Source organism: Dactylosporangium maewongense, from assembly GCF_039531485.1.
Classification (GTDB): Bacteria; Actinomycetota; Actinomycetes; order Mycobacteriales; family Micromonosporaceae; genus Dactylosporangium; species Dactylosporangium maewongense.
This window is the reverse complement of record NZ_BAAAQD010000040.1, coordinates 43,304-68,476: the sequence shown is the minus strand read 5'-3', so window position 1 is coordinate 68,476 and position 25,173 is coordinate 43,304. Positions and strand designations below refer to the sequence as shown.

Annotated in this window: 20 protein-coding genes; 12 read left to right on the top strand and 8 right to left on the bottom strand. The window is 71.0% G+C overall.

Features of this window, described 5'->3' with window-relative positions; all coding sequences use genetic code 11:
- Positions 1–50: 50 nt before the first annotated feature.
- From ABD332_RS53565 to ABD332_RS53545, 5 genes are all read left to right on the top strand, one after another.
- Complete coding sequence (locus tag ABD332_RS53565) at positions 51–1,010, top strand: AraC-like ligand-binding domain-containing protein (protein ID WP_344513738.1); 960 nt, start codon at positions 51–53, stop codon at positions 1,008–1,010.
- 91 nt (positions 1,011–1,101) lie between these two features.
- On the top strand, positions 1,102–2,628 hold the full coding sequence (locus ABD332_RS53560; RefSeq protein WP_344513736.1) for an alkaline phosphatase D family protein: 1,527 nt from the start codon (positions 1,102–1,104) through the stop codon (positions 2,626–2,628).
- Positions 2,629–2,642: 14 nt separating this feature from the next.
- Positions 2,643–3,851 carry a hypothetical protein gene (locus ABD332_RS53555; protein ID WP_344513734.1) on the top strand — a complete coding sequence of 403 codons (1,209 nt, stop codon included), beginning with the start codon at positions 2,643–2,645 and terminating at the stop codon, positions 3,849–3,851.
- 55 nt (positions 3,852–3,906) lie between these two features.
- On the top strand, positions 3,907–4,524 hold the full coding sequence (locus ABD332_RS53550; RefSeq protein WP_344513732.1) for a DsbA family oxidoreductase: 618 nt from the start codon (positions 3,907–3,909) through the stop codon (positions 4,522–4,524).
- Positions 4,525–4,668: 144 nt separating this feature from the next.
- On the top strand, positions 4,669–5,145 hold the full coding sequence (locus ABD332_RS53545; RefSeq protein ID WP_344513730.1) for a GNAT family N-acetyltransferase: 477 nt from the start codon (positions 4,669–4,671) through the stop codon (positions 5,143–5,145).
- Positions 5,146–5,270: 125 nt separating this feature from the next.
- Here the strand turns inward: ABD332_RS53545 and ABD332_RS53540 are convergent, their stop codons facing one another.
- The gene (locus ABD332_RS53540) at positions 5,271–5,795 is read right to left on the bottom strand and encodes a hypothetical protein (protein ID WP_344513728.1); all 525 of its coding nucleotides are present in this window, start codon (positions 5,793–5,795) and stop codon (positions 5,271–5,273) included.
- A 144-nt stretch (positions 5,796–5,939) separates the two neighbouring features.
- Here ABD332_RS53540 and ABD332_RS53535 point away from each other — a divergent pair, with 144 nt between their 5' ends.
- Genes ABD332_RS53535 through ABD332_RS53525 form a run of 3 tightly spaced genes read left to right on the top strand, consistent with a single transcriptional unit; the run spans position 5,940 to position 8,693 of the window.
- The gene (locus ABD332_RS53535) at positions 5,940–7,322 is read left to right on the top strand and encodes a ferredoxin reductase family protein (protein WP_344513726.1); all 1,383 of its coding nucleotides are present in this window, start codon (positions 5,940–5,942) and stop codon (positions 7,320–7,322) included.
- 24 nt (positions 7,323–7,346) lie between these two features.
- Positions 7,347–7,937 carry an FMN-binding protein gene (locus tag ABD332_RS53530; protein ID WP_344513724.1) on the top strand — a complete coding sequence of 197 codons (591 nt, stop codon included), beginning with the start codon at positions 7,347–7,349 and terminating at the stop codon, positions 7,935–7,937.
- A 9-nt stretch (positions 7,938–7,946) separates the two neighbouring features.
- Positions 7,947–8,693: an FAD:protein FMN transferase gene (locus ABD332_RS53525; protein WP_425552444.1), complete on the top strand. Its 747-nt coding sequence runs from the start codon at positions 7,947–7,949 to the stop codon at positions 8,691–8,693.
- A 925-nt stretch (positions 8,694–9,618) separates the two neighbouring features.
- Here ABD332_RS53525 and ABD332_RS53520 read toward each other — a convergent pair.
- From ABD332_RS53520 to ABD332_RS53510, 3 genes are all read right to left on the bottom strand, one after another.
- Positions 9,619–9,990: a DUF1801 domain-containing protein gene (locus tag ABD332_RS53520; protein ID WP_344513722.1), complete on the bottom strand. Its 372-nt coding sequence runs from the start codon at positions 9,988–9,990 to the stop codon at positions 9,619–9,621.
- A gap of 44 nt (positions 9,991–10,034) precedes the next feature.
- Positions 10,035–11,624, bottom strand: coding sequence for a serine/threonine-protein kinase (locus tag ABD332_RS53515; protein WP_344513720.1), 1,590 nt, complete (start codon positions 11,622–11,624; stop codon positions 10,035–10,037).
- A gap of 90 nt (positions 11,625–11,714) precedes the next feature.
- Positions 11,715–12,221 carry a GNAT family N-acetyltransferase gene (locus tag ABD332_RS53510; RefSeq protein WP_344513718.1) on the bottom strand — a complete coding sequence of 169 codons (507 nt, stop codon included), beginning with the start codon at positions 12,219–12,221 and terminating at the stop codon, positions 11,715–11,717.
- A 30-nt stretch (positions 12,222–12,251) separates the two neighbouring features.
- Between ABD332_RS53510 and ABD332_RS53505 the strand changes: the two genes are divergently transcribed.
- Positions 12,252–12,971 carry a M50 family metallopeptidase gene (locus tag ABD332_RS53505; RefSeq protein WP_344513716.1) on the top strand — a complete coding sequence of 240 codons (720 nt, stop codon included), beginning with the start codon at positions 12,252–12,254 and terminating at the stop codon, positions 12,969–12,971.
- 906 nt (positions 12,972–13,877) lie between these two features.
- Here ABD332_RS53505 and ABD332_RS53500 read toward each other — a convergent pair.
- Positions 13,878–14,939, bottom strand: coding sequence for an LLM class flavin-dependent oxidoreductase (locus ABD332_RS53500; protein WP_344513714.1), 1,062 nt, complete (start codon positions 14,937–14,939; stop codon positions 13,878–13,880).
- Positions 14,940–15,088: 149 nt separating this feature from the next.
- Here ABD332_RS53500 and ABD332_RS53495 point away from each other — a divergent pair, with 149 nt between their 5' ends.
- Positions 15,089–15,736 carry a hypothetical protein gene (locus ABD332_RS53495; RefSeq protein ID WP_344513712.1) on the top strand — a complete coding sequence of 216 codons (648 nt, stop codon included), beginning with the start codon at positions 15,089–15,091 and terminating at the stop codon, positions 15,734–15,736.
- Between the two features lie 237 nt (positions 15,737–15,973).
- Here ABD332_RS53495 and ABD332_RS53490 read toward each other — a convergent pair whose 3' ends face one another.
- The gene (locus ABD332_RS53490) at positions 15,974–16,105 is read right to left on the bottom strand and encodes a hypothetical protein (protein ID WP_344513710.1); all 132 of its coding nucleotides are present in this window, start codon (positions 16,103–16,105) and stop codon (positions 15,974–15,976) included.
- Positions 16,106–16,727: 622 nt separating this feature from the next.
- Positions 16,728–19,391, bottom strand: a complete 2,664-nt coding sequence (locus ABD332_RS53485) for a putative bifunctional diguanylate cyclase/phosphodiesterase (protein ID WP_344513708.1) — start codon at positions 19,389–19,391, stop codon at positions 16,728–16,730.
- Between the two features lie 693 nt (positions 19,392–20,084).
- Between ABD332_RS53485 and ABD332_RS53480 the strand changes: the two genes are divergently transcribed.
- The gene (locus ABD332_RS53480; RefSeq protein ID WP_344513707.1) at positions 20,085–20,408 is read left to right on the top strand and encodes a hypothetical protein; all 324 of its coding nucleotides are present in this window, start codon (positions 20,085–20,087) and stop codon (positions 20,406–20,408) included.
- 76 nt (positions 20,409–20,484) lie between these two features.
- On the top strand, positions 20,485–21,321 hold the full coding sequence (locus tag ABD332_RS53475) for a DUF5753 domain-containing protein (protein WP_344513705.1): 837 nt from the start codon (positions 20,485–20,487) through the stop codon (positions 21,319–21,321).
- Here ABD332_RS53475 and ABD332_RS53470 read toward each other — a convergent pair whose 3' ends face one another.
- Positions 21,322–25,008, bottom strand: coding sequence for a PQQ-dependent sugar dehydrogenase (locus tag ABD332_RS53470; protein ID WP_344513703.1), 3,687 nt, complete (start codon positions 25,006–25,008; stop codon positions 21,322–21,324).
- Between the last annotated feature and the right edge of the window lie 165 nt (positions 25,009–25,173).

Below are 25,173 nucleotides of genomic sequence, written 5' to 3'. Positions count from 1 at the left end.
GGTGGGAGCGGGCGTTGCATGGCTGCTGGGAGCGGCATAGGAGACGTGCAGTGGACAACCGCAGCTACTGGACGACGTCGGCACTCGCACCGGCCGAGCAGTTCACGCATTGGCGGGAGCTGATCTGCGAGGCGTTTCTGGCGCTGACGCCGGAGTCGGATCTGAGGGACGGGTTCGCCGGGTCGGTGACGCAGTGGCGGCTGGGCGAGCACAGCCTGGCGAGGATCGAGTCGCAGCGGCAGGTGGTGTACCGGACGGAAGCCGCCGTCGCCAGCGACCCGATCGGCGGCTACTACGCGAATCTGCAGGTCAGCGGCACGAGTCTGATGGTGCAGCACGGGCGGGTGGCCACGCTCCGCCCGGGCGGCCTGGCCGTGGTCGACGCCGACGAGCCGTTCCGGTTCGAGTTCGGCGGTGATTTCCGGCAGCTGTCGCTGTTCGTACCGGCGAAGACACTGCAAGCCAACGGACCGGTGCGGACGGCGACGGCGATCGACACCGTCACCGGGGTCGGGGCGGCCGTACGGCACTCGATGGAGACCCTCGCCAGGGGGCCGATGCGGGAGTCGGCGGCGAACCGGCTGGCCGCGCACGCGGCGGGCATGCTGTCGATCGCGCTCGAACCGTCGATCCTGACACCGGTGCGGTCGCCCAAGACGTACCGGACATGCATCGACGACATCGAAGGACATCTGACCGACGAGGACCTGTCACCGGCGGCGACCGCACGGCGCCTCGGCATCTCCGTCAGGACGGTGCACGCACTCTTTTCGGGAGCAGGAGCAGGAGCGGTAGCGGTAGCGGGAGCAGGAGCGGGGCAGGGGGAGTCCTACGCGGCCACGGTGCGGCAACTGCGGCTGGAGCGCGCGGCGCGGCACCTGGCCGACCCGGCGATGCGGCACCTGCGGGTCATCGACGTCGCCACGGAGGCGGGCTTCGGCAACGTGGCCAGCTTCCATCGGGCGTTCCGCAAACAGTTCGGCCGGACGCCAAAAGAAGCCCGTGAGTGAATGCAAGAACGCGCCCTGCCATACATCGAATGCAGGTCGCGGCTAGCTGAGGGACACCGGGCGTTCATCGACTCTGATAAAAGTGTGCGACATGAAGAGGCTCAGCCGCCGCACGTTCGTCCTCAGTGGACTGGCCACCGCCGGGGCCGTCGCACTGCCGTTGACCAGCGCTCAGGCCGCCGTCCCGTTCCCGTTCAAGCTCGGCGTCGCCTCGGGCGAGCCGGCCTCAGACAGCGTCGTGCTGTGGACCCGGCTCGCCCCGTCGCCGCTGAACGCCGACGGTCAGGGCGGCATGGCCAACGCCGACGTCACCGTCGACTGGCAGGTGTCCACGACCGACACGTTCAGCTCGCTCGTCGCGTCGGGGTCGGTCACCGCCCGTTACGCCGACGCGCACTCCGTGCACGTGGTCGCGGGTGGGCTCGCGCCCGACGCCGAGTACTACTACCGCTTCCGTGCGCAGGGCCACCTGTCCCCCGTGGGCCGGACCCGCACCGCGCCCGCGCCCGGCACCGTGGGCCGCAACCTGGTGATGGCGTTCGCGTCGTGCTCGCACTACGAGTCGGGCTACTTCACGGCCTACCGCCGCATGGCCGAGGACCGCCCGGACCTGATCCTGCACCTGGGCGACTACATCTACGAGGGCGGCACGGGCTCCAGCGGCGTCCGCCAGCACGCCGGCGCCGAGATCGTCTCGCTCGCCGACTACCGCCGCCGCTACGCGCAGTACAAGTCGGACCCGGACCTGCAGGCGGCGCACGCGATCGCGCCGTGGCTGGTCGTGCCCGACGACCACGAGGTCGAGAACAACTACGCCAACATGGTGCGCAACGACAGCAGCCCGGTGCTGACGGCGGCGCAGTGGACCGCCCGGCGCACCGCCGCCTACCGTGCGTACTACGAGAACATGCCGCTGCGGCCGAGCCAGGCGCCGACGGGCAACAGCATCCCCCTGTACCGCCGGGTCGGCTGGGGCACGCTCGCCACGTTCCACATGCTCGACACCCGGCAGTTCCGCGACGACCAGGCCTGCGGCGACGGCTGGAAGGTGTGCGCCGCCGCGGACACCGCGTCGCGGTCGCTGACGGGCGCGGCGCAGGAGGCGTGGCTGCTCGACGGCCTCGCCCAGCACTACGGCACCTGGGACATCCTCGGCCAGCAGGTGTTCTTCGCCCGGCAGTACGACGCCGGCGGCGCCGCCAACATGGACGCCTGGGACGGCTACCGCGCGTCCCGGTCCCGCATCCAGCAGGGCTGGATCGACCGGTCGGTGCGTAACCCGCTCGTGCTCACCGGCGACGTACACGCGGCATGGGGCAACGACCTGAAGGCCGACTACGCCAGCAGCTCCTCCGCGACCATCGGCACCGAGCTGGTCTGCACGTCGATCACGTCCGGCGGCAACGGCTCGACGACCACCACGATCCCCAACTCCGGCACGAACCCGCACCTGAAGTTCTACTCCAACCTGCGGGGTTACATCCGGACCACGATCAGCCCCGCGCAGGTGCGGGCCGACTTCCGCGCGGTCAGCTCGGTCACCGAGCACGGCGCGGCCGCCACCACCCTCAAGTCGTTCGCGATCCTCGACGGCCAGCCCGGCCTTCGGGCCCTGTAGGAGAAACCTTTTCAATGGCAGCCATCACCTCGGTCGCGCTCGCCGCGACCCTCGCCGCCACGTCGATGACGTGGACGACGGCCAACAGCGTCGCCACCGGCGACCAGGACACGCCGGCCATCGCCGCCAACCGCAACGGCCAGGTCGCCGTGGTCTGGGAGGACGACCGGGACAGCACCGCGCCCGAGAACAACTCCCACTCCGACGTCTGGCTGCGGCTGTTCACCGACGGCGTCGCGAAGTACGAGCTCAAGCTGTCGGCGGGCGGCACGTCCGGCACGAACTGGAAGCACATCAGCCCCGACGTCGGCCTCGACGACAAGGGCAACGCCGTCGTGGTCTGGGCCGAGGACCCGGACGGCAACGGCGCGTTCAACATCGTCTACCGGGTCGTCTCCCCCACCGGCACGGTCACCGCGTCCGGCCGGGCCAACGCGGACGCCGCCGGCGACCAGATCCTGCCGAAGGTGGCCGTCGACCCGGACGGCGCGCCGAGCACCGGGGCGGTCGCGTTCAGCGTCGTGTGGGAGGACGTGCAGGGCACCACGTACAGGGTCAAGGCCGCCGGGTACACGGGCCCGACGACGAAGGCCTACGAGGTCTTCGCGTCGCAGACCACCGGCGCGCACCACCAGCCCGACGTCGCGGTCTCGGCGTCCGGCGACGCCCTGGTCGTCTGGGACGAGGACGCCGACGCCAACGGGTTCTACAACATCGGTCTCGTACGCCTGGCGAAGGCCAACGGCGCGGTCAACCTCTCCCGCCGTACCGCCAACAGCCTCGGCGACGGCCAGCAGCGGCGGGCGGCGATCGCGGCGTCGTTCTCGGGCGCCTTCGCGGTCGCGTACGAGTCGGACCACACCGGCACCGCCGGCGTGTGGACCCGCTCGTTCCTCGCCGACGGCACGCCGCGGCACGTGGAGGTCCTGTCGGCGAACGGCGGCGCCGCCCCCTCGATCGGCATCGACGACCAGGCGAACACGGTCGCCGGCTGGACCGTGGGCGGGCTCGACGTGTGGGTCCGCGGGTTCAACCCCGACGGCACCGGCACGGGCCGCCTCGCTTCGCAGGTCCTCAGCCAGACGGCGACGGGCCGGCAGGAGCAGCAGGTCGTCGCGGTGTCGCCGTGGGGCGAGGTCAGCGTCGCGTACACCGACGACAACGACGGCAACACGTTTGACCAGGTCATCCTCGGCACGGGAGGCAGCAACTCCGACTGGTGACGCCTCCGGCCTGATGTGCGCGCTATTGTTGAACCGTCAACGAACAGGAGCGCGCATGATCACGATCGAGGTCTGGTCCGACATCGTCTGCCCGTGGTGCTACATCGGCAAACGACGCCTCGAAACCGCCCTGTCGACGTTCGACGGGGCGGTTTCGGTGCAGTGGCGCAGCTTCCAGCTCGACCCGTCGACGCCGGTGGGCGACCCGCGGCCGGTCGGCGAGTCGCTGGGCGCGAAGCTGGGGCTGCCCCAGGCTCAGATCGACGGCATGTTCGAGCACGTCACGCAGCTCGCGGCGGCCGAGGGTCTGGCGTACGACTTCGCCCGGGCCCGCACCGCCAACACCTTCGACGCGCACCGGCTGCTGCACTTCGCCAAGGCCCACGGCCTGCAGGCGGAGCTGAAGGAACGGCTCCTGCACGCGTACTTCACCGAGGGTGCCGACGTCGGCGACCAGGTGGTGCTCGCGGGGCTCGCCGCCACGGTCGGGCTGGACGAGGTGGCGGCCAAGCAGGCCCTCGCCGACGGCTCGTTCGAGGCCGACGTCCGTCAGGACTTCGCGCAGGCCCGCGCGTACGGCATCAGCGGCGTGCCGTTCTTCGTCTTCGACCAGAGGATCGGCGTGTCCGGCGCGCAGCCCGTCGAGGTGTTCGAGAAGGCGCTGCGGTCCTGATCGCTTCACGTGCACTTGCGGGTGCGAATGGTAGAGGCAACAGGCGCACAGTCAAGTGGCAGGTTTGTGATGCACGTGCACCGCGGACGTGAATGACTGCGTTCAGGCCGACACAAACCGCGTCACCGGTTCTACGCTGCTTGCATGAGCGCTGACGTGCTGCACGCCTACCGAATGCAGGTCGCCCGCGGTGTTCGCCGGTTGTCCACCGACGATACCGAGCAGGTGGCGACGCTGCTGGAGCAGCTGGGCTATCCCCAGGAGGGGACCGACACCGCCGGGCGCCTGCGCTCCTGGGTCGACCACCCCGACGGGGGCGCGTTCGTCTGGGACGAGCGGGGCCGCCTGCTGGGTGTCATCGCTGCGCACATCATCCCGTCGTTCGAGAAGGACGGGTCGTGGCTGCGGATCGTCGCGCTCGCCGTCGCGGACTCGGCGCGCGGGCGCGGGATCGGCACCAGCCTGGTCGCGGCGGCGGAGACCTTCGGCCTCATGCGCGGCTGCCACAGCGTCGAGGTGACCAGCCTGCGGACCCGCGAGGGCGCGCACGCGTTCTACAAGGCGCTCGGGTACTCGGACCGCTCCGACGCGGCGGGGCGCTTCCTGCGGCAACTCCCCTGATGTCCTTTTCGCCTTCTTTGTGATTTTGTGCAGGGCGGGCGAGATTCGCTTCCGCTGCCGCGCCGTTGTCCACAGCGTCGCCGCTCTCCTTGGGCGCGGCTTTGTCGGGGGGCGCTTGCCTCGGGTCAGGCGTTGAGCTTGGCGGCCAGGGTCTTGGCCACCTCGACCAGGCCCGTGTCCGCGGCGGCGGGGAGCTCGCCGCCGCCGAGGTTGGCGACGGACAGCACCACGATCAGGTTGCTGACCCGCATCGTGATGATCTGAGGCTGGCCGATGGCGCGGACCCGCTGGCGGACCGCCTGGTCGCCGACGCCGTCGAGGGGCTCGCTCTCGGTGCCGCTGGTCACTTCGAGGTAGCGGGAGGCGAGCTCCGGGCCGCCGACCGTGCCCTTCTTGGGCACGACCGTGAAGCCGACGTTGAGCTGCGTCTGACCGTCCCCCGCCGTGCAGTTGGCGCCGTCGGCCTCGACCTTCGCCGCCGGTACCACCGCCGCCACCGCTGAAGCGTCGAGCACCGCGCAGTCAGGTGCGGCGCTGAAACGCCCCGCTTCGGTGAAGACACCGAGCGTGTATGCCACGCCGAGGCCCGTCGCAGCGAACGCGGCGACCACCGCGAGGACGATCAGGGCGATTCGCCAGAAGCGCTGCATCGCGTCATTCTAGGGGCGCCTGCCCGCCGGCCACTCGTGCGAGCATCTTGTGCGCAGGTTGAAGTCCGGCTTAAGCCCATGGTCCTCGACCAGCGGGTTCTGATACCACCAATGGCAGTGGAACCACATGAGACACGATCAACCATGACCGTCCCCCGGCAACAACGCCCGGCGAGCAGCCTCGCCGCCCCGGCGGCACGACCCGTCGAGCACAACAGCGCCGGACGGTTCCTGCTGCGCACCCTGTTCTGGGGCGGTCTCGCGCTGGCGCTGCTGCCCTGGTGGCTCGGCACGAAGGCCGGCTCGATCGACACCGGCGCGGAGATCTTCCAGTCGGCCGGCCGCGTCACCGGCCTGATCGCCGGCTACCTGCTGCTGGTGCAGGTGATCCTGATGAGCCGGCTGGCCGTCCTGGAGCGCTGGATCGGCGCCCGCCACCTGGGCCTGTGGCACCGCGAGCTCGGCGGCTCCGTCCTGATCATGATCCTGGCCCACGCGGCGCTGATCACCGTCGGTTACGCGTACGCCGACCGGGTCGGTTTCGTCAGCGAGCTCGGCACGATCCTGACCGAGTACGAGGACATGGTCACCGCCTTCCTCGCGGCCGGCATGCTGGTGTGCATCGGCCTGCTGAGCATCCGCGGGCTGCGCCGGGCCCTGCCCTACGAGCTGTGGTACTTCCTGCATCTGACCGCCTACCTGGCGCTGCTGCTCGGCTTCGCCCACCAGTTCTCCAACGGGCAGGAGCTCTTCAAACCGGGCCTCGGCCGGACGCTGTGGATCGCCTTCTACGTCGTCATGGTCACCGCGGTCGTCTGGGGGCGCATCGTGGCGCCGCTGACGTTCAACCTCCGGCACCGGCTCCAGGTGGCCGACGTGGTCGCCGAGGGCCCCGACATGGTGTCGATCTACATCACCGGCAACCGCCTGCACGACATGGACGCGCAGGCCGGCCAGTTCTTCCGGTGGCGCTTCCTGTCGCGCGGGCTGTGGTGGCAGGCGCACCCCTTCTCGCTCTCCGCCGCGCCGAACGGCCGCTGGCTGCGGCTCACCGTCAAGACCGTCGGCAGCCACACGATGGCGATGCGCGACCTGCGCCCCGGTGTGCGGATCTTCGTCGAGGGCCCGTGGGGCGACTTCACCGCGAGCCGCCGGGTCAAGTCGCGGACCGTGCTCATCGCGGCGGGCAGCGGCATCGGGCCGATCCGCGCGCTGCTGGAGGAGCTGCCGCCCGGCGCGGTGGTCATCTACCGGGCGTCCGCCGTGCACGACCTGCACCTGCGCGACGAGCTGGAGCACCTGGCCGACCTGCGGCACGCCACGCTGTGGTTCGTGGTCGGCGACCGGCGCGACCCCGGCCCCCGGCGCCTGTTCACGCCCGCCGGGATGCGGGAGCTGGTGCCCGACATCACCGAACGCGACATCTACCTGTGCGGCCCAGACGGGCTGGTCACGCAGTCGCTGCAGGTGCTGCGGCGGCTGCGGGTCCCGCGCCGGCAGATCCACCTCGACCCCTTCGAGTTCTAGCTTCTTGTTGAGAGTTGGTCCCTCGTGAGACGCGCGATGATCGCCCTGATGGGCACCGCGGCGGGCACCGTCCTGCTAGTGGGTGCCAAGGCCGGTTTCAGCAGCCCCACCGACCGCCCCCTGGACCCGCAGGCCGTCGGCGCGACCGGCCCCGTGCCGTCGGCGTCCGGGGGCCCGCCCTCGGCGGTCACAATGCCGCCCGGCAACGGCGCCGCGCCCACCACGACGGCGGCCACGACGACGACCGCAGCGCCTCCGGCCGGTGGCGGCACGAAGACGACCAGCGCGCCGAAGCCCACGACGGCGGCGCCGAAGCCACCCCGCACCACGATGAAAGACGGCACCTTCGGCGGCAACAGCGTCTACGTCGAATACGGCTCGGTCGAACTCTCGATCGTCGTCTCCGGCGGCAAGATCACCGACATCAAGGTCCTGGACTCGCCGAGCAACCACTCGCGCTCCGTGCAGATCAACAACAACGCCCTCCCGAAGCTCAAGTCCCAGGCCCTCTCGAAGCAGAGCGCGGACATCGACACGGTCTCCGGCGCGACCTACACCAGCTCGGGCTACAAGCTGTCGCTGCAGTCGGCGATCGACCGCGCGTTCCAGGCGTGACCTGTGCTCGTGCGGGTCGAGCACGTGATGGGGATGGCGGTCAGCCTCGACCTGGCCGACCCGCTGCCGGTGCCCGAGCTGGAGCGCCTGGCCGACGAGGTCTTCGCCTGGCTGCGCCTGGTCGACACCACCTTCAGCACCTACCAGGCCGACAGTGAGATCAGCCGCCTCGGCCGCGGCGAGCTGCGCCGCTCCGACTGCTCGCCGCTGGTCGGCGAGGTCCTCGACCGGTGCGCCGAGCTCTGGGACGAGACCCGGGGCTACTTCGACATCATGGCCGGCGGCCGCCTCGACCCCTCCGGCTACGTCAAGGGCTGGGCGGTCCAGCGCGCGTGCGACCGCCTGCTGCTGCTCGGCTCCTCCCACCATTGCCTGAACGCCGGCGGCGACGTCTTCGTCCGTGGCGCCGCCCCTGGCCGCCCGGCGTGGCGGGTCGGCATCCGCCACCCCTGGGAGGCGATGTCCCTCGCGTGGGTCCTGGAGGTCACCGACATGGCGGTGGCGACCTCTGGCACGTACGAGCGCGGCCTGCACGTCATCGACCCCTTCACCGGCGAGCCGGCCGCCGCCCTGCGCTCGGTCACCGTGGTCGGCCCGGACCTCGGCACGGCGGACGCCTACGCCACGGCGGCCCTGGCCATGGGCGAGGCAGGCATCGACTGGCTGGCCCAGCTCCCCAACCACGAGTGCGCCGTCGTCACCGAAGACGGCCGCGCGATGCGCTCCGACGGCCTGCCGGTGGCCCCCAGCACCTGACCATCCCCGGCGAGACGATCGCAGACCGCCCTCAGGTCCTCGACGGCACCCGCTCCCACCCGCTTTCCCGCGCCTGGCTGCAGCCCGTCTACGAGACCCGCCGCCCGCCCACTTCCCACGCCTGACTCCGGCCCGTCTACGAGACCCGCTGCCGCCCGCATCCCACGCCTGGCTCCGGTCCGTCTACGAGACCCGCTGCCCGCCCGACTCATTGCCTGCTACCCGCCCCGGCCCCAGCCCGACTCTCTGCCTGTTGCCCGCCCGGCTCCAGCCTGCGACCGGCACGTGCCCGACCATGCGGACTGCGGCCGACCTGGTCTGATGGCACAGCTTCGCGAGGGGACCGGATGGCCGCCCGGCTTCGCGCCCGACAGGCCCACAAACCGCGACCCCCGCCGCCCGGCCCAGCACGAAACACCCGCAACCGGCTTCGCGCCTGCTCCCGGCCCGCGGCACGCTTCGACCCGCCCATGGGGCTGGCTCCCCGCCCGACTCCACCCCGGGACCGGGTTCGCGTCCCCGCCCCGGCTCCGGATCACCTGCGAGACCCGTTCCGCCAAACTCCGGCCCGTGGCTGCCTCACACCCAACTCTGCCCACGACCGACTGACCACCACCTGTCAACGAGATCCGCTCCACGCACCGAATCCTGCCGGTGTCCTGCCTCGCGCCTGACCTCGGCGCAGCTCCGGCCGCGACCAGTTCACCGCCCCCGGCTCCGGTCCACGAAGCGCTACCCGCCGAGCTCCAGCCCGGCACCAGCCTGCGGCTCGCTTCGCGTCCAGCTCCGACCCGCCCACAGGACCCGCCTCGTGCCCGACTCCGGCCCGCGACCCGCTTCCCGCGCCCGCTCCTGCCTCCGCGACCCGTTTCCCGCGCCCGCTCCTGCCTCCGCGACCCGCTTCCTGCGCCTGGCTGCAGCCCGTCTACGAGGCTGGCTTCGGGACGGCCAGGTCCAGATACTCGAGCAGGTGCTCATGGGTCGGCGCGGACATGTCGGGTGTGAAGTGCAGGTAGCGCAGCCGCTTGCCCGTCCCCTGCAGCAGCCCGTGCGGATCGGGCAGGTCGGCGCCGTGCTCGAAACCGACCGACACCGAGGCGGTGCCGGGGAAGATGGCCGCGACATGGCCCCGCTCAGGATGGTGGAACCCTAAGCCGTGCCAGCCCCGATAGACGCGCTCGGTCAGCTCAGGCCGGGCTTCCACGATGACGTCCCGCAGGTGGCGGGCGAGTGCGGCGATGTCTGCGCAGCTATCGGCGAGAAGTTGGTCGAGGCCGGGAGGCTCGATGGCTATCATGCCGACACCTCACCACATGGGTACGACAATTCCAGCGGCTTTTCCTACCAGTCGAACGTGGGCCCCTGGACCGACCCGCCGGGCAGGATCGCCCGGTTTGTGTAGACCCACTTCTCCACCACGTAGTACCGGCGGCCACGCGGCGGGGTGACGTCGAACGGGCCGCAGTCGTGGCTGGGCGCGAAGTCGGTGAACATCAGCTCACGGCACACGCGCGGGCCGTCGACGACGTTTCTGGTCTCAGCGTCGACGAGCGACATGGAGATGTCGGCCTGGATCGCCGGGAGCGCCGAGACGTGCCCCACCATGCGGACCGCGGCAGAGCTGGTCTGATGGCACGGCTTCGCGAGGACCGGATGCCCGATGTCCCATGTGTACTCCTCGGCGCACTGCCACGCACCCCACACGATCGCCTCGACAGGACCAGCCGACCGGGTGGGGACACCACCTCTGATCTTCTCGCCGCCAGATGTACGGCCACCGCCCACCGACGGTGTGACACCGAGCTTCGGCATCGCGGGCTGACCGTCGACGCTCGGCGGCAGCGCGTCCGGACGCTGGACCGCTGTCTGCGCACTGGGCCGGTGCACGACCCGCCAGGCGGGGACCGCGACGACCGCCAGCGCCGCCAGTACGACGGCCAAAATTGTCATACGTGAGCGCGATGATGTCGGCGGTCGGGGCTTCGGCACCGGCGGCTCGAAGGAGGGCAGCAGCTCATGGATCACTGGCTGGGGCGGCAGAGCGGGATCGTCGGCGGTGCGCTTCGCCACCACGCGCAGCGTGTGCGCGAGTTCCTTCGCCGTCGGGCGGCGGCCTGGACGCTTGTCCATGCAAGCCCCCACGACCCGCCAGACGGTCTCCGGCATCCCCTCCACACGCTGCGGCGACTCGTCCACGTGCCGACGCAGGATCGCCCAGGCCGGGCCCCCGGCATAGGGCGGCCGTCCAGTGACGAGCTCGAAGAGCACCACGCCGAGGGCGTAGACGTCCGCCGACGGCGCGGGGCGGCCGCCGTAGACGGTCTCCGGCGCGATGTAGTTGGCGGTGCCGACGAGCGCGCCCGGCGTCGTCATGCTCGGCGTGTCGAGCACCCGCGCGATGCCGAAGTCGGTGAGGCGGGTGTGCGGCTGGCCGCCGTCGCGGTCGAGCAGGATGTTGTCGGGCTTCAGGTCGCGATGGACGATGCCGCGCCGGTGCGCCGCCGAGAGCGCGTCGGCGACCTGAGCGAGCAGTGTCGCGGCCTCGGCCGGCGGCAGCGTGCCGCGATCGTGCAGGTGGTCGCGGAGAGTGCCGCCGTCGACGAGGTCCATGACGAGGCCGAGCGACGTGCCGACGGTGACCAGGTCACGGACCCGCACGATGTGCGGGTGGCGGAGCATGAGGAGGATCGCGCGTTCCTGGACGAAGCGGTTGACCGCCTTCGGCTCCGCCATGAGGTCTTCGCGCAGCAGCTTGACGGCGACCTCTTCGTCACCCTGGAGCGCGCGGGCACGCCACACGGTCCCGGTGCCACCGCCGCCGATCGGCTCGATCAGCTGGTAGGCGTCACCGATGCGATAACCGGTGAGGTCCTCGCTGAGCGACCGGAGACCGTCGTCGGTGTCGTCGCGCGCTTCGGGGGGAGTACGCATCGGGGTATTCGTACAGAATGCAAGATGAAGGTCACAACCGTTACCAGGCAATACTCCCCATGTGGGGGACTCCTTGGGCGGCGTAGACCGTCACAGACTCCGATACATGATATGGAAGTCGACCAACCCGTACTTCGTGCTGCGGAAGCCGTCCGGAATCGTGCCGACGATGATGAAGCCGAGCGAGCGCCAAAGCCGCACGGCGACGGTGTTGGTGGACACGACCGCGTTGAACTGCATCGCCGTGAAGCCGAGCTCGCGGGCCCGGTCGAGGCAGTGCTCGCCGAGGGTGCGGCCCAGGCCTCGCCCCCGGGCGCGGGTCGACACCATGAAGCTGGCGTTCGCCACGTGGTCACCGAGGCGGCCCTTGTTGGGGCCTACCTTGTAGGTGCCGAGCACGTCGCCGTCCTCGACCGCCACCCAGACCTCGAACGGGGGCGGCAGCAGCCAGTGCGACCTGGCGTCCTGCTCGGTGGAGTTCGGGTCGTTGTCGTAACTCTCGCCGGCGGACACGACCTCGCGCCACACGTCCCAGAGGCCCGAGTGCTGGCCCTGCCAGTCGTCGTCGACAAAGCGCCTGATCTCCACGCTGTTCATTCAACACGTCAGGTGGCAGGCTCTGCATTCGTGTTCGATGTGTTGAGCGACGCATTCAGCCGGTTGCCCGCGCCCCCGCGAGAGGTCGTCATCGCCACCGCCGTCGTGGCGCTGCTGGCGGTCCTGTTGCGGCCCGCCTGGCGGGTCATGCGCAACTTCATCACCATCGCGCACGAGGGCGGCCACGCCCTGGCGGCGGTGCTGAGCGGCCGGCGGCTCTCCGGGATCCGGCTGCACTCCGACACGTCGGGCCTGACGCTGTCGAGGGGCCGGCCCAACGGGCTCGGCATGGTGGTCACCGGGCTCGCCGGGTACATCACGCCGTCGCTGCTGGGCCTCGGCGCGGCCGCGATCCTCGGCGTGGGCCGGATCACAGTGCTGCTCTGGCTCCTGCTGCTCCTGCTCGTCGCCATGCTCATCATGATCCGCAACGTCTACGGCATGGTCTCCGTCGTGGTCGCCGGTGCGATCATCTTCGCGGTCTCGTGGTTCGGCTCGCCGGAGGTGCAGGGCGCGTTCGCGTACGCCTTCTCCTGGTTCATGCTGCTCGGCGGCGTGCGGGCCGTGTTCGAGCTGCAGCAGTCACGCTTCCGCCGCCAGGCACCCAACTCCGACGCCGACCAGATCGGCCGGCTGACCCGCGTGCCCGCGATCGTCTACGTCGCGTTCTTCGTGATCGTGTCGCTGGCGTCGCTCGCGTTCGGCACCCGGCTCATGCTCGGCCCCGTGGCGGACCTCATCTCGGGCTGACACCTCCACCACCCGTCACCGACCTGCTCCAGGCCGACCCGGCTCGACCCACCCATCCCGACGACCCCGTCACGACAGCAACCGACCAGTCGACCCACCCGCTCCGGCGACGGCGCTGCGCCAGATCGGCGTCTGGGGTTGAGTGCCCCTGGACCAGGCCCAGCGCACCGCGACAGCAGCTGACCAACTGAACCCACCCGCTCCGACAACGGCGCTGCGCCAGATCCGCGTCTGGGGCTGAGTGCCCCTGGACCAGGCCCAGCGCCGCGACAGCAGCCGACCTGCTCAACCCAACCCCCACGACCCCACCACGAATGCAGCCGGCCGGATCGACCTAGCTTCGACGACCCACCGCGATGGCGGTCGGTTCGCGGCGAGCACCATGGCATCAGACGGCGGAAGGGCGCCGTCGCAGCCGGGCACCGCCGGCGATCGACGCGATGCTCCACGGCGCTGAGGTGAGGCATCACACCGGTCGATCGCGGACGGCGACGGCCGATGGGCAGCGTCACGCCCGGCGAGCGCGGCGCCCACCGCGGACCCCTCGGGCAGCGCGGCGCTCACCGCAGACGCCCAGAAGCAGCGCGGCGCTCACCGCAGACGCCAGAAGCAGCGTGGTGAGCCGTGCGGAACGGGACACCGCCCGCCCGCTGCATCGATCGCCCCGGTCGTGTCCGCTGCGTGGTGGGTGAGGCTCGGGATCTCGGGTCCGCCTTGACCCGGCCAGCCGGTATTGCCGCGTCCGGATGCCGCCGGCTGGTCGATACGGCGGGCCCTGGGCGGCGGTCGCGCGGATTGCGTTCCGTGCCTCCGCGCCGACGCGGTCTCCGGAGCGGGAGCCGTCGATCGCCGTACATGGGGAGACGCCGCACACGCAGCGCCAGTCTTCGTCGTCGGAGGTGTGGGTCAGGCCGGGACCGGGGTCAGCAGCGCTGCGGCGACCCGGTGAGCCTCCTCGAGGTGGGGCCAGCCGGAGAGGATGAACTCGTCGACGCCTTCGTACTCGGCGAGGCGCAGACGGATCTCCTCGGGGCTGCCGACCAGGGCGGTGCCGGCGCCCTCGCGGACGAGGCCGATGCCGGCCCACAGGTTGGGGGCGATGACCAGGCCGTCGGTGGTGCCGGCGTTGAGCGCGGTCATCCTGGCCTGGCCGACGGAGTCCATCCTGGCGAACCGGGCCTGCGCCGCCGCGATCCTCGCTGGGTCCATGCCGCGCAGCAGCCGGTCGGCCTCGGCCCACGCCTGGTCGGCGTCGTCGCGGACGATGACGTGGATCCGCAGGCCGAAGCGCAGGGTCCGGCCGTACGCCGCGGCCTTGGCCCGCATGCGCTCGACGCGCTCGGCGATCGCGGCCGGCGGCTCGCCCCACATGAGGTAGACGTCCGCGTGGCGTGCGGCCACGTCCTCGGCGGCAGGCGACGCACCGCCGAAGTAGATGGGTGGGACGTCGGCGAGTGGCGTACCGAGGCCGCCGCACTCGACGTGGTAGTAGTCGCCGTGGAAGTCGAACCGCTCGCCCTTCCACGTGTTGCGCAGCACCTGGAGGTACTCGGCGGTGCGGGCATAGCGGGCGTCGTGTTCGACGAAGTCGCCGTACGCTCGCTGCTCCTGCTGGTCACCGCCCGTGACGACGTTGAGGGCGAGGCGGCCGCCGGAGATCCACTGGAATGCCTCGGCCTGCTGGGCGAGGAGGGTCGGCAGGGTGAAGCCGGCCCGGAACGCAACGAGCATCCGCAGCGTGGTCGTGTGCTGGGCGATCGCGGTACACATGACGAGAGGGTCGAGGCAGCCGGCGCCGACGGGTGTCAACACCGACGCGAACCCGGCCTCCTCGGCGGCGCGGGCGACCTCCGACAGATACGCGACGGTGGGTGTCCGGACGTGTGCGGCGGCTCCGGCGGAGACGGTCGCGGCGCCGACCTGATCACCGTCGCCGGTCGTCGGCAGGAACCAGTGGAACGTCGTCATGCAGTCACCTTACCTACTTAACCGGTGTGTTTCACCGACAGTCTCCCGAGACTGGGAAATGTGGCGCCGATCGATTAGAATGTGTGTACGAAAGTCGCTCTTGAGCTGGGGTTCTTGAGCCGGTTTCGTTGGCTGGGAGGAGAGCGCAAGTGACCGTGTCCACCGTCACCCCGGGGTCCGTTCCGTATGCGACGCTGTTGAGTTTCACGCGCTATGTCGGCCGCACCGGCCCTCGCAAGGCGAGCTTCGTGGGCGGGCTGCGCCGTCAGCGAGAGTCGGGCTCCGGCTTCAACCCACACGGCCAGTTGGTCAAGGCGCTGAAGGCCGACATCCGGTTCCGCACCGGCGGCACCTACCTCAACGCGGTCGTCGAGCAGGTCAATTCGCGGTGGCGGCCACTGTACGAGTCGGTCGTCCCCGGCGCGCTGCGCTACATCGAGTCGATCGGCGACCTGTCGCAGGTGGAGGTCACCCCGACGCGCGACACCCTCGGCATGCTGGGCAGCCTCCCCGTGAAGATCAACCCGCACTTCGGCCTGCGGTATGCGGACGGTCACGGCGAGGCGGTCCGCCTGCACTTCGACGAGGACCCGCCGCAGGACGAGGCCGCGGTCGCCACCCTGCACCTCATGACCCGCCACATGGACCTGGTCCTGCCCAACGCCACGGCCGTCCTCGTCGACCTGCGCCGCGGTGACGTCCTGCGCCCCGACCCGGCGGTCAAGCCGGCCGAGGTGGAGCGGTGGCTCGCCGGCGAGGCTGCCGCGTTCGCCTCGATGTGGGGCACGACCGCCTGACGCTTCCCTCACCAGCGGCAGCGGACCGGAGCGCGCCTCCCCTCAGGCGCGCCCTGGTCCGCTGCCGCGCTTTCGTCGTCCCGCGCGCCGCACCGCCCCCGCGCCGTTCCTTCGCCGCGCCGTCTCTGGATGCCCGCGCAATGACATCCGCGTCCGTGCGCCGTCCCACTCCCCACGCCACGACTGCGCTGTCCCGTCGCCGCGCCGTCCCCGTCAGCACCTGCCGCCGTGACGCCGTCACGGCGTCGCGGGGCGCACGGCCAGAGACGCGGGAGTGCCGTCGGCGGCTGCGGTCAGCGTCGCCGCGGCCCGCGCGGTGACGGTGGCAAGCGCGTCGACGACCGTCCCTGCACGCCCGTGCAATGACATCCCCGTCCCTGCGCCGTCCCACCCCCACACCGCGCCTCCGCCGTCCCGTCTCTGCACCGTCCCGCCCCGCGCCGTGCCTGCACCGCGCCGCGCCTGCGCCGCCCCACCCCCGCGCCGCCCCCGCGCCCTCCCTGCGTGCCCGCGCAAATGAACTCCCCGGGGCGTGAAGTCCCGTGGCGCGGCGTCTTGGCGTTGGCGGGGTTCGCTCGCAGGTCCCTGGCTGCACAAAGTCTTCCGGATCATGGGTACTGGCTGCCGCTGGCACGTGATTCCGTGTCGTGGCGTGCCGTTGCGCCCGAGACTGTTCCGCGTCCCCGACCTCAGTCGGTCGAACACCTGCTGTGACCGACCGCGACGCGAAATCAACCCGCCATGACATGCACGTCGCGGGCGCCGGGTCGAGCCCGAAACCGCCGCGTGGGACCCCGGCGACGACCGGAGCGAAATCCCGGCGACCCCGAACCGCGTCCGCCCGTCATGGCGTCCCGGGCGTCATGGTGTCCGAGTCAGGCCCGAGGCCGCCATGCGAACCCCGGCCCGATCAGCTCACCCACTGCTGCGAATCCGCGCACGACGGTCTCCGCGCCGCGGAGACTCGTGATCCCGAAAGGTGGTTGTGGGGTCAGTGGGTCAGGTTTGGGACGGCGGGGTGGGTGCAGAGGGGGGCGATCTCGTCGGCTGGGAGGGGGCGGGCGAAGTGGAAGCCCTGGGCCAGGTGGTAGCCGAGCTCCAGCAGGCGGTCGGCCTGGGCGGCGGTCTCGACGCCCTCGGCTACGGCTTCCAGGCGGAGGGCCTGGGCGATCTCGCTGATGGAGGTGGCGATGGCCTCCTGTTCGACGGTGCCGGTGACGCCGTCGACGAAGGACTTGTCGACCTTGAGGACGTCCACGGGGCAGGTGCGCAGCAGGCCGAGGGAGGAGTGGCCGGTGCCGAAGTCGTCGAGGGCGATCTTCACGCCGAGGGCGTGCAGGGCGCGGACGGTGTCCAGGGCGCGGCCGCCGCCGAAGACCGCTGTCTCCGTGATCTCGATGGTGAGGCGGGTGGGGTCCAGGCCGGTGTCGGCGAGGGTGGAGGCGACGGTGGCGACGAAGGAGGGTTCGAGCAGCTGGCGGGCGGAGGCGTTGACGCTGATCTTCCACGGGGCCAGGGGGCCCAGTTCGCGAGCCCAGCGGGCGCCCTGGGCGCATGCCGAGCGCAGGATCCAGGCGCCGATGGGGACGATGAGGCCGGTGCGTTCGGCGACGGGGATGAACGTGACCGGTGAGACCAGGCCGCGGGTGGGGTGGCGCCAGCGGACGAGGGCCTCGACGCCGCGGACCTCGCCGTCGGGGAGGCCGACGATGGGCTGGTAGAGGACGAAGAGCTCGTCGCGGTCGAGGGCCTGGCTCAGCTCGGCGGCGACCTGGGCGTGTTCGACGGCGTGGGCGTCGAGCTCGGGGCCATACTCGACCCAGCGGCTCTTGCCGAGCTCCTTCGCGGCGTACATGGCCATGTCGGCGCGGCGCAGGAGGTCGGAGGCGTCGCAGTCGGCGGTGTGGCGGGCGACGCCGATGCTGGCCTGGATGAGCAGCTCGTAGCCGGCGGCGCGGACGGGGACGGCGAGCGCGTCGATGAAGGCCTCCGCGATGCGGGCGCTCTCGGCGGCGGTGGCGTCGGGCAGCAGGACCGCGAACTCGTCGCCGCCGAGGCGGGCGACCGTGTCGCCGGGGCGGACGCTGGTGCGGAGGCGCTCGCTGACCTCGACGAGGAGGGCGTCGCCGACGGCGTGGCCGAGGCGGTCGTTGATGGCCTTGAAGTCGTCGAGGTCGACGAGGGCGAGGGCGAGCCCGCTGGAGGAGGACTGGGCGTCGCGGACGGCCTGGACGGTACCGGCGTTGAAGAGGGCGCGGTTGGCGAGGCCGGTGAGGGCGTCGTGGGACGCCTGGTACGCGAGCTGGTCCTGATACCGCCGGCTCTCGGTGATGTCGCGGGCGTTGCTGACGATGCCGCGGACGCTGGGGTCGTGCAGGAGGTTGGTGGTGACGACCTCGAACCAGCGCCAGGTGCCGTCGGCGTGCCGCAGGCGCATCTGCGCGGTGCGGGCGGTGCCGGGCACGGCCGGTTGCCGGCGCAGGGGCGCCAGGTCGTCGGGGTGGACCCGCTCGCTGGCGATGCTGCCGAGGAAGCGGTCGGCGGGGATGCCGTGGAAGCGGATGAGGCTCGGGCTGGCGTACGTGACGCGGCCGGCCGCGTCCGTGATGGCGAAGATGTCGCTGGAGTTCTGCACGAGGGAGCGGAACCGGCGCTCGTGCCGCCGCAGCTCCAGCATGCTGGCGTCGACGCGGGCGAGCAGGCTGCTGTTCTCGTAGAAGGCGACCAGCTGGCGGGCGACGACGAGCAGGGTGAGCAGGACTGACCCGCCGACGAGGATCCGGGTCTGGGTCTGGTCGGGTCCGACGCCGGCCAGGACGAAGCCGTCGGCGACGATGACCGCCAGGTACGGCAGCAGGCTGAACGGCCGCGACGGCTTGCGCGGGGCGGCGAGGGAGGCCGGGGTCGCGTGCCGCTGGACGAGGGCCGCGAGGACGATGCCGGCGGCGCAGACCGGGATCGACAGCTGGCAGTCGTTGAGATACGGCCGGGACTCCAGCAGCGGCGCGATCGCGCCGAGGCCGGCGCCCATGAGGACGGTGCCGCCGAGGACCCACAGGGCGGCACGGTCGAGGCCGCCGGTGCCGGCGAGGGCGACCTTCGCGACCGCGAGCAGGCCGGCGAACAGCATGAGCAGGATGCCGAAGATGGTCCAGACGGTGCCGGTGACCCGGGCGACCTCCAGCGACTGCTGCACGGCGAAGAACCACGCGACGAGCGTCGTGGCGCAGACCACCACGGCGAGGTCGAGGCTGAAGGTGATCATGCGACGCCGGACGGGGAGGCGCAGCAGGGCCCAGACGAGGACCAGGACGGCGCCGAGGTACAGCACCATCGTGAAGCCGCCGGAGCGCTGGGTCGGGGCGTCCGGGCCGGCCAGGCTGTCCACGGCGCTGCTGATGACGCCGGCGAGCAGGATGAGCATGATGATGCCGAGGTGGCGCCAGAAGCGTCCGGCCTCTCCGGCGAGGCGGGCGGTGCGGAAGCACACGGCGGCGCCGAGGCCCGCGCTGAGCGGCACGGGGATCCAGCCGATCGCCGGGTGGATGAGCGCGTGCGGCCACTGCGCGGCGAGCCAGCCGGTGCTGAGCACGGCGAGGATCACGGCGGCGCGCAGCGCGCGATGCGACCACACCGACCGCACATCGACCGACATCGACAGAGCCACCACCAATACCGAACGCCCGCCCGAACGTGCAGGACATTCGGCCGCACAGTGCCAGATCTGAGAGGTTCCAGAAAAATGTCCCAATTGTGCGATCCTCAGATACCGCTAAGGACCTTTGATCAAGGAGTAGCCGAGCGGTCACACATCGACGGTTCCCAGTGCTAGGTTGACCGCAGCGTGCTTCCTCACCCTTGCGCTGCGTAGCGGCCTCGCCGACGAGAAAGGAACTCGATGACCGAGGGCCGGCACCACAGACGTCGCGACGACGACCATGCGGAGGACGGGATCTACTTCCCGCCGCCGCGTGAGGTGCCTCGCTCCCGGACGGCGCCACAGGTCCGGCCGGTCGCCCCCTCCCCCTGGGCACCGACCACACCGGACCGCCAGGCGCCGGAGATCCCGCCGGCCCCTCCACCCGGGACGCCACCGCCCGCCCGCCAGCCACCACCCAGGCGGCGAGCCGGCGACACGCACCCGCCGGAGGCACCGGTCTACTACGCCCGGGCGTCCAACTGGACCGTCCGCCCCTCCCCCTGGGCGACGACCGAGGGCGACGAGCTCCTGGACGAGGACACGTACGCACCGGCGGGGGTCATGCCCCCACCTCCGCCGGTGCGACCAAACAGGAAGAATCAGGAAAAAGCACAAAAAGCCACAAAAGCAACGGCGGCAGCTGTACCGATGCAGCGCCCGGCCAAGGAGCAGAAGCCGCTCCAGCAGCCGCTCGAACAAGCGCCCACTCCACAGACCACCCAGACCGCCCAGGCAGCCCAGACCGCCCAGGCAACTCAGGTCGCGCCGCCACCAGGCCGGATGAGCAGCACCACGGCATGGTGGATCGCGGTCGGCGTGGTGGTCGTCGCGCTCGCGGTCGCCGCCGGCGTCCTGGTCGGCCTGAACCTCGCCCGCCGCGGCTCACCCAGCGGCGCCGCCGGTGCTCCCGCCAGCGCGATGGCCGAGATCTTCCTGGCGGCGCACGCCCCCTCACAAGCAGACGTGGGCTGAAATCACCAGGTGCATTCGCCGCGAATCGGGTAGAGACGCCGCGTTGCCATCTGGACGCGATTTGGGGGAACAGTCCATGAGTGGACCGATCGTGGGCAAGCGTCGCCTTCGAGCCGAGTTGCGCCGGCTCCGGAGAGAACGTGAACTGACCCAGGACCTGGTGGCCGCCGAAATGGAGTGGTCACTGTCGAAGCTGATCCGGATCGAGAACGGCACCGTCGCCATCTCGGTCAGCGACCTGCGCAGCCTGCTGGCGTACTACCGGCTGCACGACACCCAGCTGGTGGACGACCTGCTGGAGCTGGCTCGGGCGGCGAAACGGCGGATGTGGTGGGACGAGTACCGCTCGACCCTGCCCGGTCCCCTGCTCACCTATGTGGGGTTCGAGGCGGAGGCGGTGTTCGTCGGCACGTTCGAGCCGATGCAGTTCCCCGAGCTGATGCAGACCCGGCGCTACGCGACCGCGACGACCGCCGAGCAGAGGGCCGGCGATCACGAGCAGCGCGTCGAGTTCCGGCTGCGGCGGCAGAGCGAGCTGTTCGAGCGTGACCAGCCGTCCAAGTTCCAGGCGCTGATCGACGAGTCGGTGCTGCGCCGGCTGCCGCTGCACGACGACGAGGCCGTCCTCGTCGACCAGATCGAGCACGCGGTGGAGTTCGCGCATCGGGAGTACACCGACGTGCGGATCGTGCCGTTCAACGCCGGCTACCACGTCGGGTGGGACGGCGCGTTCACCGTGCTCGAGTTCGGCGCCGACGACGGCATGCTGCACAAGGGCGGGCAGCTGATCGAGGAGCCGGAGCAGATCGCCCAGCACGCCGAGGGGCTGCGCCGGCTGGCGGCGAAGGCCCTGCCGCACGAGGCCTCGATCGACCTCATGCGGCAGGTCGCCGCGGAACTCAAGAGGGGATGATCAGGCCGGCGGGTGGAAGAGCACCCCGTTGCCGCTGACCAGCACCGGCTGGTTGTTGGCGTACTGGTAGGCGACGGTCCCGGCCGCGTTCTCGATCCCGACCGTCGCCGTGCTGCCCTGCTCGAACGCGTTGTCGAGCTCCTTGTACGCGAACGCGATGTCGCCGTTCTCGTAGAAGACCGCCTCGAAGGTGAGGCGCCGCGACGTGTTGCCGTAGAGGTACACGTTGCGCCACTCGATGACGTACGCCCGGTTCGGCGCCGCACCCGTTGTCCCGGTGCGGACGCTGGACTGGCCGTCCACGACGAGGTCCGACCAGAACGGGTAGACCGTCGCGTTCGGCGCCGCCGTGGTCGGCAGGGTCGTGTGGTCGGCGTTCGCCGCGCCGGGGTTCACGAAGCTCGCCTTGCCGTTCGTGTCGACCCAGACGGAGGTGTACGACGTGCCGTACAGCTTGACCGGGAACGGCGTGGTCAGCTGGACGATCGCGTCGTCACCGGTGAGGGTGAGCGGCGTGTCGGCGTCGATGAACGCGCGCGGCCCGTCGGCGCAGGTGTAGCCGAACGCGTCGGCGCCCTGCGTCAGGGCCAGGTTGACGGTCGAGGTGCCGGCCGCGACGGTCACCGGGGCCGAGGCGCCGCCCCCGCCGCACTGCCCGCCGGACCCGACGGAGGCGGTCACCGTGTAGGACCCGGCCGGCACGCCGGTGAACGTGTAGGTGCCGTTGGCGGCGGTGGTCTTCGTCGACCCGCCGGGGGTGAGCGTCACCGTCGCGCCGGCGACCGGCGTGCCGCTGCCCTGGTTGGTCACCGTGCCGGTCACGGTGCCGGTGACGGGCGGTGGGTCCTCCCCGCCGCCCGGCGCCTTGAACAGCACGCCCATGCCGTTCTGCAGCGCCGAGGTGTTGTTGGAGTACTGGATGCCGACGGTGCCGGTGGCGTTCTCGATGCCGACCGTCGACGACGCGCCGGCCTCGGCGGTGTTGTCGATGCCGGAGTAGTTGGTGACGACGTCGCCGTTCTCGTACAGGATCGCCTCGGCGTTGATCCGCCGGGACGTGAACCCGTACTGGTAGGCGTTGCGCCACTCGACGATGAACTGCCGGTTGGGCGCCGAGCCGGTCACCGCGGTGCGGACGCTGGCCGAGCCGTCGACGACGAGGTCGGTCCAGTAGGCGTACACCGACGAGTTCGGCGTCGCCGTGGACGGGATCGCGCCGTGCTCGGTGGTGGAGGAGCCCTGGTTGGCGAAGCTCAGCCGGCCGTTGGTGTCGATCCAGGCCGAGGTGTAGGTCGTGCCGTAGAACTTGAAGCCGAACGGCAGCGTCACCTGGCTCATGTTGTCGTCACCGGTCAGCGGCAGCACGGTGCCGTCGGCCGGCACGAACGCCCGCGGCGACGCCGAGCAGACGTAGCCGAAGGTGTCCTTGCACGAGGATGCGTAGGTCGCGGTGTACGTGCGCGCGGTCGCCGGGGCGGTGATCACGTGGGTCTGCGCCCCGCCGTCGGACCAGCTGCCGAAGGCCTGCGGCACGTTGTTGTACAGCTGCGGCGTCGGCGCGCTGACCGTGTTGGTCGACCCCTGGATGACGGTGCGGGTGAAGGGTGCGGTCTGGCTCGTCGCGCCGACCGTCAGGTTGAGCCCGGCCGGGTTGCTGACGAACGTCAGGTCGACCGTCTTGGGCTGCACGTTGACGGTGGTGGTGCTGGTCAGCCCGCCCGCGTCGGTCGCCGTCATCCTGAGCTCCAGGTATGACGGGTACTCGTGGTCGGGCGCGGTGAGCGTCCCGCTGGCGACGCCGTTGAGCGTCTGCAGCGGGTGCTCGTGGCACACCCCCGGCGACGAGCAGTGGTGCAGCACGGTCGTCCAGCTGAGCGCGGACGCGGGCAGCGTGCCCTGCTGCGGGTCGCTCGCGTGACCGGTGAAGCTGATCGCGTCGCCGACGGCCCAGGTGTACGAGGAGGCCGGCGTGTCGATGACCGCGGTCGGCGCGTCGTTACCGGCCGTGATGGTGATCGTCTTGTCGTTGGTGGCGCCGAGGGTGTCGGTGACGCGCAGCCTGGCCGTGTAGGTGCCCGGGGTGGTGTACGTGAAGTTCGCGGTCACCCCGGTGGCGTCGACGGTCCCGTCGTTGGTGAAGTCCCACTGGTAGGTGAGCAGGCCCTGGTCGGCGGGGTCGGCGTCGGAGGACGTCGAGCCGTCGAAGGTCACGGCCAGCGGCGTGCCGCCGGAGGTGCGGTTGGCGGTGATCGACGCGACCGGCGGCTGGTTGCCGTTGTAGTAACGGATCCGGCGCACGGTGCCGCCGAGGTCCACGTAGTACAGCTCGTTGCCGGGGCCGACGGCGAGGTCGACCGGGTTGGCGGCGCCGGCGGCGAACGTGATGATGTTCGACGTCGACGGCAGGCCACCGGCGGTCCCGGGCATCATGGCCCAGATGCAGTCGCGGCTGTAGTCGGAGAAGAACAGCGCGCCACGGTAGGCGGCCGGGTAGGGGCCGCTGTCCGGGTAGAACGCCACGCCGGAGGACGACGAGCCGCCGCTCGGGCAGCTCTCGCCGGCGACGACCTTCGCGTTGTGGTTCCAGGAGTAGTACGGCTGGACGTTCGGCACGGCCGGGTTCGCGCCGTACATCGACTCGCACATGTTGAGGTTCGCGCCGTCGTAGCCGCTCTGCGGGCTCGGCCCCTCGATGCACGGCCAGCCGTAGTTGCCGATCGTGCTGGCGACCGGGTTGGCGATCCGGTTGATCTCCTCGTACGTGTTCCAGCCGACCTCGCCGCTCCACAGCTCGTTGGTGCCGGGCTTGAACGTGAACCGGAAGGGGTTGCGCATGCCGTAGGCGACGATCCGCCGGGCGTTGGCGTCACCCAGGGCGGCGTTGGGGTTCGTCGGCAGCGCCGCGCCGGTGACCGGGTCGATCCGGATGATCGTGCCGTTGAGCTGGGTCGCGTCGGCGAGGGTGCGGACGTCCTGGGAGCGCAGCGCGCCGCCCTCGGCGGTGGGCGTGCTCAGCGCCGTGCCGGCCGGCGACGGCGGGTCGGCGCACGGGTTGGCGGGGCTGCCGAACTGGCCGTAGTCGGTGGCGCTGAAGCTGGCGCCGTCACCTGAGGAGGCGTAGAGCGCGCCGTCGGCGCCGAAGCGCAGGTCGCCGACGGAGTGGCTGGGGAACTGCTGGCACCAGTCGGTGATCAGCACCTGCTCGGTGCCGACCATCTGGTTGCCGCTGGCCTGCAGCCTCGACAGCCGGCCGGTGATGACGCAGTTGCCGTTGTTGGGGTCGGGGCAGACGTCGTTCCACTTCGGCGCGGTGCCGCCGGGCAGCGCGTCGTAGGAGTACAGGACGTAGACCCACGGGTTCGTCGGGAAGCCGGGCGCGAGCGCGAGGCCCACCATGCCGCGGTCCCACTGGTCGTGGACGTTGGTGCGCAGGTCGGCGAAGACGTCGGGGGTCGGGTCCGACAGGCTGTCGTAGACCTTGATCAGACCCCGCTTCTCCGCGACGAACACGCGCCCGTCAGGCGAGAACTCGATGTTGGTCGGGTTGGTCAGGCCGCTGAAGACGACCTGCTCCTGGAAGCCGGTCGGGAGCGTCGACGCGGCGGCCGGCGGCGAGCCGGCGATCGGCACGAGCGTGCCGGCGGTGAGCAGGGCGGCGAGCAAGGCGCGCACGGTACGTCGACGCATCGACATGAACCGTCCTCTCGATGGGGGTTACAGAGAGACGGGAGTCCGGAAATTGCGCCAGCCTACCGATCGCCAGATGGCGAGGAAATGTCGCGTTGCCGACCCGCGACGTGCGACTTCGCCTCGAATCCGACCACTCCGGACACCGGCGGCGGAAAAAACGAC